Below are 10392 nucleotides of genomic sequence, written 5' to 3'. Positions count from 1 at the left end.
CACGGAAGCGTCAGAAGAGCCACAAAAGTGCGGATCGGGGCGTCCTCGGCGGGCGTTCGTGCGCTGGGAGCTCACAAAAGTGCGGCGCGGGGCTCCCTCGGCGGACGTTCGCGCGCTGGGAGCTCACAAAAGTGCGGTTCGGGACGGCCTCGGCGAGCGTTCGTGCGCTGGGGGCTCACGAACGCCGCGTCCGCGCCCGCCGGCACGTGGCAAAGGTGCGTCCGCCGCTCAGTCTGACTCGGCGACGCCACCTGGGCCCACGTGCGCGCTTGGCTCTGCCACAGATCGTCGGGTTCTAGGCCGAAGGTCCGACCCGAGCGGAGAGGAGCTCGACCACCCGACGCGCGACGGGCTTGAGCATCGCCGACCCGTGCACGAACGCCACGATCCGTCGCTCCGGCGTGGGGGACACCAGGGGTCGTGCCACGGCGCCCGGCGGCAGCGTCGTCGCCGCCAGTCGCGCCATGACGGCGATCCCGAGCCCGGCGGCCACGAACGCGACGGCGCCGTGGTGGTCTCCGGCATACGCCACGAACCGCGGGCGGATGCCGCACGAGCTGGCTGCCATCCGCACGACCCGGCCGCAGGTCGTGTCGCCGGGGTCGTTGTCGATCCAGGGCACGTCGCCCAGCTCCCCGAAGCGGATCTCGTCCTGCTGGGCGAGCGGGTGGTCGCGGGGGAGGACGACGACGTACGGCTCGGTGGTGAGGACCTGGCGCTCGTAGCCCGTCATCGAGGTGGGCGGCTCGTCGAGGAACTCGCTGCGGATGTCGATGTCCGCGGACACGACCTGCGTGGTCTCGACCTCGTTGAGCCGGAACGTGAACTGCACGTCGGGGAACTCTTGGAGCACCGCCGCCGCGACGCCGGGGAGCCACTCCTCGGCCGCGGACGCGAAGGACGAGACGGAGAGGGAGTCGGTGCGCCCCTCGCGCAGGTCCTCGATGACCCCGTCGAGGCGGGTCAGGCTGCCGATGAGATCGTCGCTGCGCGAGGCGAGCTCGAGGCCGACGGGGGTGGGGGCGATGCCGCGGCCGTTGCGCTCGACGAGGGTCAGCCGCGTCTCGCGCTGCAGGGTGGCGAGGTGCTGGCTGACGGCTGACGGGGTGTAGCCGAGGTGCTGCGCGGCGGCGTTGACCGACCCGCTCGCGACCACGGCGCGAAAGACCCTGAGGCGGTTGACGTCGACCATTCCACGAACATACAGCAACACTGCATGGTCGTGAAGAAACGTTCGCTTGTGCTAAGGGGTTGAGCGGCCGACCGTTGATGACATGAACACCATGACCAGCCGCTATCCCGACGACCGTGACCTCGCCCGCGTGCAGCAGGAGCTCGACGTCCTGCGGGTGCCCGTGGCGGCGGAGTACTCACGTCAGGCGCCGTCCGCACGTCTACCTGACATGAGGCCCACCGCTCCTGCCCGCGACGTGATCGACCGGTCCCGGGCCGGCCGCCCCTCCCACGGCACCCGCGCCTCCAGCAGCACGCGCCGGCCCTCCTGGGTGGCGCGACTGCTGCACCACGGCGTCGTCCCGCCTACGGGCTGCTGAGGTGACCGGCGGGCAGCTCGTCCACACGCAGGCCGGACGCGGAGAGGGCCGTGCACCCCGCGGGGGTGAGCTCGACCGAGCGACGGTGCGATCGACGCTCGAGCCAGCCGAGATCCAAGGCGTGCTGCGCGAATCCGTCCGCCGCCAGGCCCGCCACGTGCTCGCGCCGCTCGGTCCAGTCCAGGCACGGACGCACCAGCGGACGCCGGGCCGCCGCGGGGCACTGGAAGCCGACGCCGTCCAGCCAGGCGCGACCGACGGCCGTGAGCTCCCAGTCGTCCGAGACGATCTCGAGCCGCAGCCACTCGTCCGTGAGCCACACCCCGAGGCGGCCCGCGAGGTGCCGGTAGCAGGTGCGGCCGGCCTGCAGCTCGGCGTCCACGCGCTGCCCGCTCAGCGACGCGGTCGCGGGTCGCACGCGCGGGCTCAGCGCGGCGAGCGCCTCGACGGCGTCGGCCACCTGGGCGTCCCTCAGGCGCACGTAGCGGTGCCGCCCCTGCCGCAGCTCCGACACCAGTCCCGCCGCAACGAGCTGGTCGACGTGCGCCGAGGCCGTCGACCGGGCCACCCCGGCGTGGGACGCGAGCTCGCCTGCGGTCCAGGCTCGCCCGTCCAGCAGCGCCAACACCATCGAGGCCCGCGACTCGTCGGCCAGGGCCCGCGCGACGAGGGCGAGGTCGGGGTGGGCGGGCGTCGTCATACGGCCCATCGAAGCACCGCGACCGTGCGCCCGGCACCGAACCGTCGACCGACCACCCTGGACGCGAGAGCGTCCGTCACCGACCCGAGGGAGATGATCAGACCGTGACCGCACCGACCATCGAGACGACGCGCGACCAGGCCAACGAGCCCCGCGTCCTGCTCGCCGCCGCCGCGACCGTCGTCCTGTGGGCGTCGTCGTTCATCGTGATCCGATATGCCGGGCCGCACTACGACGCGGGGTCGATGGCTCTGCTGCGCATGCTCGTCGGCAGCGTCGTGCTCGGCCTCATCGCCGCCCGCTCGGGGATCCGTTGGCCCCCAAGGAGATCCGTGCCGCTGGTGATCGCGTGGGGTGTCGGGTGGTTCTGCCTCTATCTCCTCGCGCTCAACGTCGCCGAGCAGACCGTCGACGCGGGGACCGCCGCGATGATCGTCAACCTCGCGCCGCTGATGGTCGTGGTGTTCGCGGGACTCTTTCTCGGAGAAGGGTTTCCGCGCGGGCTGCTGATCGGCGCGCCCGTGTCCTTCCTCGGCGTGGTGCTGATCGGCCTGCAGTCCTCCGGCGGCCACCTCGCGATCACGGGACTGCTGCTGGCGCTCGCCGCGGCCGTCCTCTATGCCGGCGCCACGCTGGTGCAGAAGCACCTGATGCGCACCGTCGACTCCACGACCCTCACCTGGCTCGGGGCGACCGCCGGCGCCGTGGCGCTGCTGCCCTGGTCGGGACGACTGGCCCACGACCTCGTGACGGCACCCCTTGGCGCGACCCTGAGCATCGTCTACATGGGTGTGCTGCCAACGGCTTTCGCGTTCACGACCTGGGCCTACGTGCTGATGCGGACCTCCGCCGGGCGCACCTCGGCCACCACGTATGTCGTCCCGGCCGTCGCCATCGTGCTGTCCTGGCTGCTGCTGGGCGAGGCCCCGACGCCCGTGATGCTGCTCGGCGGCGCACTGTGCCTGCTCGGCGTCGCGATCACGCGGATGATGCGGCGCTGACGGGGTCGTCCTGTCGCCATACGTCCGCCAGGGCCAGGGCCCCGAGGCTGATGCCGTCCCGCAGCCGACCCTCGGCGATCAGTCCGCGGACCTCGTCGCGGGTGAACCACCGCGTCGCGTCGACCTCCGGTTCGTCCTCGTCCTGTCCCTCGCCCTGCCGGACGAACGCCGCCAGCACCACGGCAACCGACCCCGCGAACACCCCTGTGTCCGGATAGATCTCGCCGACCTCGGCCTCGAGCGAGGCCACCATGCCGGTCTCCTCGGCGAGCTCGCGCAGGGCGGCCTCGGCCGGGGAGGCGTCGTCGGGATCAACCATGCCGCGCGGGATCTCCCACAGCCGCACCCCTGGCGCGGGCCGCTGCTGGTCGACCAGGAGGACCCGCGGCTGGTCCCCGTCGCGGCGGACGCACACGCAGGCCGCACCGGTGAGACGGCGGTCCTCGTCTCCGAGCTGCAGGCGCAGGTTGGGCCGCGTCCAGCCGTCCGTCTCGCGGGTCGCGGCCTGGACCTGCCAGCCGCCGTGCCGCTCGTCCTCCCAGAGCGTGCTCCAGTCCAGCTGCTCGCTGGGCGGGGACGTGCGCTGCCAGTCGTCGCGGGTCACGGGGCCTCCTTGGTGCGCAGGTGGGTCAGGTGGGCAGCGTCTCACCTGGCCGAGCCCCTGCGGGGACTTGCGACCCTGGCGCCCGAGGCACGCGACTGCTAACGTCGACGCATGGCTAACGATCGTTCGCTACCCACGCGGGAGCGCCTGCTCGCGGCGGCCCTGGAGCGCTTCTCGCGCGACGGCTGGGGTGGGACGTCGATCCGCGACCTGGCCCGCGACGTCGGGATCCGCGAGAGCTCGGTCTACAAGCACTTCGGGTCCAAGCAGGAGCTCTTCGACGCCCTGCTCGAGCGCGCTGACGCCCGCCTGGCCACGGTCGCGAGCGGGCTGGGCGTCGTCGTCGACTCACCTCCGGCCGCCGTGCCCGCCTATGTCGGCATCACGGAGCAGCGGCTGGTCGAGGTCGCCGACGGCTTCTTCACGGCGGTGCTGCACGATGCTGAGCTCGCGGCTCTCCGCCGGTTGTTCGTCGTCAACCAGTACCGCGACCCCGAGATCGGCCGCCGCCTGCGGGACTACTGGATCGGCAGGCCGGTGGCCTTCCAGAGCGCGGTGTTCACCGAGCTGATCTCCACGGGCGAGCTCCGTCCCGGCCTCGACCCCGAGATGGTCGCGCTGTCGTTCTTCGGCCCTGTCCTCGCGCTGATCCAGCTGGCCGAGACCGGTGAGGCGGACGAGCAGCGCGCGCGGGCGATGCTCGCCGCGCACGTCCGGCACTTCCGGTCGACCCATCTGCGGGAGAGCTGATGCGCCGCTACGGGATCGTCGTCCGGTGGGTCTTCGCCACGGTCTTCCTCGGCGGCGGCGTCGCCCACCTGGTCCAGGGGCGTGCGGCACCCGAGGGGTATGCCGTCTACGGATCGACAGCCCTGTGGCGCCCCCTGGAGGACCTGTGGGAGGGCTTCGTCATGCCGCACATCGCCGGGCTGACGCTGGTGCTGGCGGCCTGGGAGGTGGGGGTGGGCGTGTGCCTCCTGCTGGGCGGACGCAGCACTCGGGTGGCTGTCGTCGCCATCCTCGGCTTCTTCGCCTTCCTCCTCGTTCTCGGCTACGGCTGGCCCGCGGCGAGCCCCGTCGAGGACATCCTCAAGAACAGGGCGTTCACCGTGGTCATGGCGGGGATGCTCCTGCCCGTCCTCGCGCAGGCCGATCCTCCAGGCGCGTTCACCAGGTGGGGAGGTCGCCGTCGCCGGGCGTCACCCGCAGGTCGCTCTCGTCGATGGGCGCGTCGTTGATCGACGCCTCGCGGCGCCGCATGTAGCCCAGCTCGTCGAACTCCCACAGCTCGTTGCCGTACGCCCGCCACCACTGCCCGTCGGCGTCGCGCCACTCGTACTGGAAGCGCACCGCGATCCGGTCGTCCGTGAACGCCCAGAGGTTCTTGCGGAGGCGGTAGTCGAGCTCCCGCTCCCACTTGCGGGTCAGGAATGCGATGACCTCCTCGCGGCCCTGCAGGTGCTCGTCGCGGTTCCGCCATACGGTGTCGACGGTGTAGGCGCCGGCGACCCGCTCGGGGTCACGCGTGTTCCACGCATCCTCTGCGGCCTGCACCTTGGGCAGGGCGGTCTCGCGGGTGAACGGCGGCACGGGCTGGCGGGGTTCCATGGGACCTCCACGGGGGGACGGGGTGTCCCGGCTCACGCTATCGCCCCGGGGCCCGTCATACGGCCCTGATATGGACCCTGTCCCGTCACCGGCGGCTGACGACGAGGTAACGCTCGTCGGCGATCTCCTTGCCCCAGTAGACGGCGTCGGGGAGGTGCCGGACGGTGGCCTCCGCCCGGACGGACCTGACGATCCGCACCGTCTCGTCAGCGGTGAGGCCGGCGCCCGTCGTCCAGCTCCCCTCGACCAGGACGACCGCTCCGCCGGGGCGCAGCAGAGCCACCCAGCGTGCAAGGGCTGCGACGGGATCCGGCAGTGCCCACAGGACGTGGCGGCACAGGACCACGTCATACGCACCGCGTGTCAGGGAAGGTGTCGCGGCGTCCCCCACGACGAAGGTCGCCTCCGGCACCTTGGTCCTCGCCCGCTCGATCATGGCGGGGGAGAAGTCCAGGCCGTCGACGTCGTACCCCTCGTCCACGAGGAGGAGTGACAGGGTGCCCGTGCCGCACCCGATGTCGGCGATCCGCGCTGGCGCCGGTGGCAGCACCGACAGCAGCAGGTCCCGCCAGGCCGCCCGCGTCGTCTCGTCGCGCAACCCGTGATCCGGCTCGTCGTCGAAGGTCTCGGCCTCCCCGTCCCACTGCTCGCTGGTCATGCCGACAACCTAGTGACCACGACCGACAACGCCCCGAACCCCCCGTTGCGTATCACCGGTGATACGCTCGTGGCATGGACAGCGTCACGGTGAGGGACCTGCGCAACCGCAGCGCCGACGTGCTGTCTCGCGTCGCGCGGGGCGAGAGCCTGACCGTGACGCGCGACGGCGAACCGGTCGCTACCGTCGCGCCTCTGCCACGCCGGCGTCTGACCGCGACGGAGCTGGTGCGGCGACGGCAAGCCCTTCCGCACGTCGACGCCCGGTCGCTGCAGGCCGACATCGACGCGCTCCTGGACCCCAGCCTGTGAGCGGAACCGACCCGCGCGGAGTCCTGGACACCTCCGCGGTCATCGACCTGGCTTCGCTGGACCCCGCGTCCCTGCCGGACGAGCCGGTCATCACCGCGATCACGCTCGCGGAGCTGTCGGTCGGACCGCTCGTCGCGCGCACCTCGGAGCAGCGGGCAGCGCGTCAGGCACACCTGCAGCAGGCCGAGGCGGACTTCGACCCACTGCCCTTCGATGCATCCGCGGCGAGAGCGTTCGGTCGGATCGCGGCGAGTCTGCGGTCTGCCGGGCGCAAGCCCTCGGCCAGGGCCTACGACGCCCTGATCGCCGCCACCGCGCTGGCCAGCGGCCTGCCCGTCTACACGGCCAACCCAGCCGACTTCGAGGCGATCGAGGGGCTCGACGTGCGCGTGGTGAAGCGGCACCTGGATTGATCGGCGCGTCGCGGCGTCGGTGCTTTCATGACCGTATGACGACCCGGCCGCTCGACGAGGTGACGGTCGGCATCCGCCGGCGCCTGGCCCTGCCGGGGGCGGTCCTGCTGCTCGCGGAGGCGGACGGGGTGGCCGCGGGGTTCGCTCTCGTGGCGCCGCAGGGGGACGCGCTCGAGCTGTTCTATCTCGCCGTTGATCCGGGGGCTTGGGGGAGGGGGATCGCGCCCGCGCTCCTGGGGGCGGTCGACGAGCAGGGCCGCACCGGCGGGTGGACCCGGCTCGAGCTCCTCGTCATCGATGCCAACGACCGCGCCAAGCGGGCCTACGAGCGCGCTGGCTGGCGGCCGACGGACGAGACCGTCCTCGACGCCGACTCGGGTCGCATCGAGTGGCGTTTCGTCCGGAGCATCACGCTGCGTCGATCCACCTACGCATAGGGTCAAACATGGACAAATAACTCCAAAGACCCTTCATTTTCGAGTCCCCTTTCGATATTCTGACCGTATGACGTACATCGACGTGCTCGACGCGAGGGGCTCCCTGATCGGAGCTCTCGACGCGCTGCGCACGATCGGTGGGGGGCTGCCGTCCGTCCAGGGTCAGGACCTGGCCGCTCTGGCCGTCGAGCTGTCGGAGCTGATGGTGGTCGCCCGCGGGGCGTTGGTCGCGACCACGGCCGAGGCAAAGACCCGTGGCGTGGTGCTGGAGTCCGGCTCGCGCACCCCGGCGCAGTGGCTCGTGGACGCCGGCGCCGCGGTCAAGCACAACGAGGCCGCCCTGATCGCCCGGGCCATCGACGCCACCACCCCCGCATCCCACGCCTCCTTGCGTGACGGGATGACGAGCGGCGAGGTCACCCCGGGGGACGCGATCACCGCCGCAGAGTGCATCGCCGAGCTGTTCGGAGCGACCGAGCCGGCCACGCACGACGCGATCGTCGAGGGTGCGGTGCAGCTCGCCCGGGGCTCGATGAGCCGCCGAGACCTGCGGGAGTTCCACGACGAGATGCTCGCCCGGTTCGGCACCCGCCCCAGCGAGGACCGGGAGCACGAGCGCCAGCAGTCCCGACGCGCGGTGACGGCATTCCGGCCCCTGGCGGACGGCATGTGGCGCCTGGAGGCGACGCTGCCACCCGCGGACAAGGCGATCGTCGACGCGGCACTCACGGCACTCGCCGCCCCCAGCCCCGACCCCGACACCGGGGCGCGAGACCTGCGCACGGCGGGCCAGCGTCGCGCGGACGCTCTGGTCGCTGCGTTCGCCAGGGTCGCAGGACTGGGCGAGACCGGCCCCCTCGGCGCCTCCACCCAGGTCGCCCTGATCCTGCCGATCGAGGCGCTGCACCGCGCGTGCGAGCACCAGGCCCGCGACAGCTTCGGTCGACCCCTGCCCGGCCAGGACTGCGACTGCGAACGCCCCGTCGCCGGTCGTGACGAGCTCGGCACCACCCTGCTGCCCCAGGACACCCGCCTGCTGGCGTGCGGCGCCGACCTGACCCGGGTCTACGTCGGCAAGGACGGGCAGCCCCTGGTGGTCGGGCGCACCGAGCGCACGGCCAAGCCTTGGCAACGCACGGCGCTGTGCGTCCGCGACCGCGGCTGCACCTTCCCGGGCTGCCAGTCCCCGCCCTCCTGGTCCCAGGCGCACCACATCACCCACTGGGCCGACGGCGGCGCGACCGACCTGGACAACCTCGCCCTGGTCTGCCACTACCACCACACGTTCATCCACCACCACGACATCACCGGCCGCGTCACCCCCGACGGGACGCGCGTGGAGTGGGACGTCACCCGCGTCGGCGCGAGCTGGCGCCCCAGGCCTCCCGAATCGTCCTCGTCAGGGCCCCTCCCGCACGAGGTCAGCCCACCGGACGTCGACCCTCCCGACCCCGGACGGCCTGACCCCGCCCCTCGCAACCCCGAACCGCCTGACCCCGGAGAGCCCGGCCCGAAGCATCACCTCACGGCCTGAGCGAGTCGCCGCGCTGTGCACCCGGTGGCGCTGTGCACCGGGTGGCGCTGTGCATCCGGTGGCACAGTGGTCCGCATGGACGACCTCTCGCGCTTCGTGCAGGCCCAGGATGCGAACGGCACCTACGACCAGGCCCTGGCCGAGCTGCGCCGCGGTCGCAAGACCAGTCACTGGATGTGGTTCGTGCTGCCCCAGGTTCGCGGGCTGGGTCACAGCGGCATGGCCGTCCGCTACGGCATCGCGGACCTCGACGAGGCCAGCGCCTACCTCGCGCATTCCGTCCTCGGGTCTCGACTGCACGAGTGCTGTGGGGCCCTCCTGGCCCTGCCTCAGGAGGCGACCGCCGACTCCGTGATGGGTGGCATCGACGCCATGAAGCTGCGCTCGTCCATGACCCTCTTCCATCGCGCAGACCCGCAGGACCCGGCCTTCTCCGCCGTGCTGGAGCGCTACTTCGGTGGCGCGACGGACGACGCCACGGATGCCCTGCTCACCTGACCTCCATCAGCGGCACCGCTGCTGGAGCCACGTCTGCGCTGCCTCATGGGCTGTGTCGACGGGAGCGACCTGGTCGGGAGCGATCGGGCCACCATAGGTCTTGCCGTGGCGGTCCGTGTCGAGCGCGGTGGTCAGCAGCATCTGCGTCCCGTCATACAGCCTGACGGTCTGGTTGGCCGACGAGTAGCCCGCCGTCGGCGCTCCGAAGGACCGTGCGCCCGGCGCACCCTTGAAGGCCAGCACGACGACCTCGCCCGAGCTGCCGTTGTCGGGGCCCTGCAGGACGGCGACGGGCTTGGTGGACTTCGGGCGCGACTCGGCGGACATGGCGTCCGCACCGCCCACGCGGATCGTGCCACCGGCGACGGTCACGTCGGTCGTGCCGCCCGTCCGCGTCACGAAGCCCGCGATCTTGCCGTCTGCCAGCAGCGGGGACAGCCCGGCCAGCATCGGGCGCATGTCGCCACCGTGGTTGTGGCGGGCGTCGACGATCCAGCCGCACGTCGTGGCGGCGTCGGCGCCGGCGATCCCGTGGGTGAGGGTCTTGGCGTAGCGCTGCTGGAAGCCTTGGTCCTCGGCGCTCACCTTGGGGACGGTGATCGTGGTCACCGGGCCGGTCCGCGTCACGGTCGGCAGCGGGCGGTCCTTGTCGACGGACGACAGCGACTCGCCCGCAGGGAAGATCTTCGAGTGCCTGCCGCCGGCGACGGCCACGGCCTCCCGCAGCGCGGGCAGCGTGTCGGCATGGCTCGACGCGTCCCGGGTGTCGCGCACGGCCTTGGCTCGCGCTGCCTCCCACGCCGGGCCCTGCGCGTAGTAGCCCTGGTCCATCTTCTGCAGGGCGTCGTCGGCGTACGCGGCCGGGGACGGCGGCACGAGGTAGAGCCCGTAGCGGGGGCCCAGCTGCCAGATCGCCAGCAGCACGAGCAGGGAGACAACGAGGAGGGACGCACCGAGGCGGATCAGGACTCGACGGCCTCGGCGGCCTCGGCGAGGGTGCGGGGTGGTGTGTGCCATGCCCCCAGACTCGCCAGAGGCCGAGGTCGGCGGCATCGGCCTCAGGTCGACACCTCGT

At 72.1% G+C, this 10392-nt stretch carries 15 protein-coding genes; 9 read left to right on the top strand and 6 right to left on the bottom strand.

The genetic code is table 11. The features are described 5' to 3' along the window. Window positions 1-295: 295 nt before the first annotated feature. Entirely contained in the window at window positions 296-1192 is an 897-nt protein-coding gene (locus B2P18_RS02695; protein WP_286955755.1) for a LysR family transcriptional regulator, read from the bottom strand. Window positions 1193-1274: 82 nt separating this feature from the next. Between B2P18_RS02695 and B2P18_RS02690 the strand changes: the two genes are divergently transcribed. Continuing rightward, complete coding sequence (locus B2P18_RS02690; protein ID WP_019287399.1) at window positions 1275-1553, top strand: hypothetical protein; 279 nt, start codon at window positions 1275-1277, stop codon at window positions 1551-1553. Here B2P18_RS02690 and B2P18_RS02685 read toward each other — a convergent pair. After that, a complete protein-coding gene (locus B2P18_RS02685) occupies window positions 1540-2253 on the bottom strand; it encodes an ArsR/SmtB family transcription factor (RefSeq protein ID WP_286955754.1) in 714 nt (237 codons plus the stop codon). The two genes, B2P18_RS02690 and B2P18_RS02685, sit on opposite strands and share 14 nt — an antisense overlap. 104 nt (window positions 2254-2357) lie before the next feature. On the opposite strand from B2P18_RS02685, the gene B2P18_RS02680 reads away from it, so the two are divergent. Continuing rightward, window positions 2358-3254: a DMT family transporter gene (locus tag B2P18_RS02680; RefSeq protein ID WP_239264633.1), complete on the top strand. Its 897-nt coding sequence runs from the start codon at window positions 2358-2360 to the stop codon at window positions 3252-3254. Here B2P18_RS02680 and B2P18_RS02675 read toward each other — a convergent pair. Then, complete coding sequence (locus B2P18_RS02675) at window positions 3232-3858, bottom strand: NUDIX hydrolase (RefSeq protein WP_286955753.1); 627 nt, start codon at window positions 3856-3858, stop codon at window positions 3232-3234. The two genes, B2P18_RS02680 and B2P18_RS02675, sit on opposite strands and share 23 nt — an antisense overlap. Window positions 3859-3969: 111 nt before the next feature. Here B2P18_RS02675 and B2P18_RS02670 point away from each other — a divergent pair, with 111 nt between their 5' ends. Then, window positions 3970-4608, top strand: a complete 639-nt coding sequence (locus B2P18_RS02670) for a TetR/AcrR family transcriptional regulator (RefSeq protein WP_286955751.1) — start codon at window positions 3970-3972, stop codon at window positions 4606-4608. After that, window positions 4608-5096, top strand: coding sequence for a hypothetical protein (locus tag B2P18_RS02665; protein ID WP_286955750.1), 489 nt, complete (start codon window positions 4608-4610; stop codon window positions 5094-5096). The genes B2P18_RS02670 and B2P18_RS02665 overlap by 1 nt, the downstream gene beginning before the upstream one ends. On the opposite strand, the gene B2P18_RS02660 is transcribed toward B2P18_RS02665, so the two are convergent. Further along, on the bottom strand, window positions 5026-5466 hold the full coding sequence (locus tag B2P18_RS02660; RefSeq protein ID WP_286955749.1) for a nuclear transport factor 2 family protein: 441 nt from the start codon (window positions 5464-5466) through the stop codon (window positions 5026-5028). The genes B2P18_RS02665 and B2P18_RS02660 overlap by 71 nt on opposite strands. Window positions 5467-5551: 85 nt before the next feature. Then, window positions 5552-6124 (bottom strand): class I SAM-dependent methyltransferase, encoded by a 573-nt coding sequence (locus B2P18_RS02655; protein WP_286955748.1) that lies wholly within the window; start codon window positions 6122-6124, stop codon window positions 5552-5554. Between the two features lie 74 nt (window positions 6125-6198). Between B2P18_RS02655 and B2P18_RS02650 the strand changes: the two genes are divergently transcribed. From B2P18_RS02650 to B2P18_RS02630, 5 genes are all read left to right on the top strand, one after another. Next, window positions 6199-6435: a type II toxin-antitoxin system Phd/YefM family antitoxin gene (locus tag B2P18_RS02650; protein WP_286955747.1), complete on the top strand. Its 237-nt coding sequence runs from the start codon at window positions 6199-6201 to the stop codon at window positions 6433-6435. After that, window positions 6432-6848 (top strand): type II toxin-antitoxin system VapC family toxin, encoded by a 417-nt coding sequence (locus B2P18_RS02645; protein WP_019287407.1) that lies wholly within the window; start codon window positions 6432-6434, stop codon window positions 6846-6848. Before B2P18_RS02650 ends, B2P18_RS02645 begins: the two co-directional genes overlap by 4 nt. Window positions 6849-6883: 35 nt before the next feature. Further along, window positions 6884-7285, top strand: a complete 402-nt coding sequence (locus B2P18_RS02640) for a GNAT family N-acetyltransferase (RefSeq protein WP_286955746.1) — start codon at window positions 6884-6886, stop codon at window positions 7283-7285. A 67-nt stretch (window positions 7286-7352) separates the two neighbouring features. Then, on the top strand, window positions 7353-8819 hold the full coding sequence (locus B2P18_RS02635; RefSeq protein ID WP_286955745.1) for an HNH endonuclease signature motif containing protein: 1467 nt from the start codon (window positions 7353-7355) through the stop codon (window positions 8817-8819). Between the two features lie 75 nt (window positions 8820-8894). Continuing rightward, window positions 8895-9317 (top strand): DUF1810 domain-containing protein, encoded by a 423-nt coding sequence (locus tag B2P18_RS02630; protein WP_286955744.1) that lies wholly within the window; start codon window positions 8895-8897, stop codon window positions 9315-9317. A gap of 6 nt (window positions 9318-9323) precedes the next feature. On the opposite strand, the gene B2P18_RS02625 is transcribed toward B2P18_RS02630, so the two are convergent. Beyond that, the gene (locus tag B2P18_RS02625) at window positions 9324-10334 is read right to left on the bottom strand and encodes a S41 family peptidase (RefSeq protein ID WP_286955743.1); all 1011 of its coding nucleotides are present in this window, start codon (window positions 10332-10334) and stop codon (window positions 9324-9326) included. Between the last annotated feature and the right edge of the window lie 58 nt (window positions 10335-10392).

It is taken from the genome of Arsenicicoccus sp. UBA2120, from assembly GCF_002330965.1.
Taxonomy (GTDB): domain Bacteria; phylum Actinomycetota; class Actinomycetes; order Actinomycetales; family Dermatophilaceae; genus Arsenicicoccus; species Arsenicicoccus bolidensis.
Note: the sequence above shows the minus strand (reverse complement) of the source record. Positions and strands in the feature narration are given on the sequence as shown.

What these genes read in the sequence shown, in the direction of transcription:
- B2P18_RS02655 (WP_286955748.1), bottom strand. Translation starts at nt 6,124, where the DNA reads ATGACCAGCGAGCAGTGGGACGGGGAGGCCGAGACCTTCGACGACGAG.
- B2P18_RS02635 (WP_286955745.1), top strand. Translation starts at nt 7,353, where the DNA reads ATGACGTACATCGACGTGCTCGACGCGAGGGGCTCCCTGATCGGAGCT.
- B2P18_RS02685 (WP_286955754.1), bottom strand. Translation starts at nt 2,253, where the DNA reads ATGACGACGCCCGCCCACCCCGACCTCGCCCTCGTCGCGCGGGCCCTG.
- B2P18_RS02660 (WP_286955749.1), bottom strand. Translation starts at nt 5,466, where the DNA reads ATGGAACCCCGCCAGCCCGTGCCGCCGTTCACCCGCGAGACCGCCCTG.
- B2P18_RS02695 (WP_286955755.1), bottom strand. Translation starts at nt 1,192, where the DNA reads ATGGTCGACGTCAACCGCCTCAGGGTCTTTCGCGCCGTGGTCGCGAGC.
- B2P18_RS02670 (WP_286955751.1), top strand. Translation starts at nt 3,970, where the DNA reads ATGGCTAACGATCGTTCGCTACCCACGCGGGAGCGCCTGCTCGCGGCG.
- B2P18_RS02690 (WP_019287399.1), top strand. Translation starts at nt 1,275, where the DNA reads ATGAACACCATGACCAGCCGCTATCCCGACGACCGTGACCTCGCCCGC.
- B2P18_RS02640 (WP_286955746.1), top strand. Translation starts at nt 6,884, where the DNA reads ATGACGACCCGGCCGCTCGACGAGGTGACGGTCGGCATCCGCCGGCGC.
- B2P18_RS02625 (WP_286955743.1), bottom strand. Translation starts at nt 10,334, where the DNA reads ATGGCACACACCACCCCGCACCCTCGCCGAGGCCGCCGAGGCCGTCGA.
- B2P18_RS02665 (WP_286955750.1), top strand. Translation starts at nt 4,608, where the DNA reads ATGCGCCGCTACGGGATCGTCGTCCGGTGGGTCTTCGCCACGGTCTTC.
- B2P18_RS02650 (WP_286955747.1), top strand. Translation starts at nt 6,199, where the DNA reads ATGGACAGCGTCACGGTGAGGGACCTGCGCAACCGCAGCGCCGACGTG.
- B2P18_RS02630 (WP_286955744.1), top strand. Translation starts at nt 8,895, where the DNA reads ATGGACGACCTCTCGCGCTTCGTGCAGGCCCAGGATGCGAACGGCACC.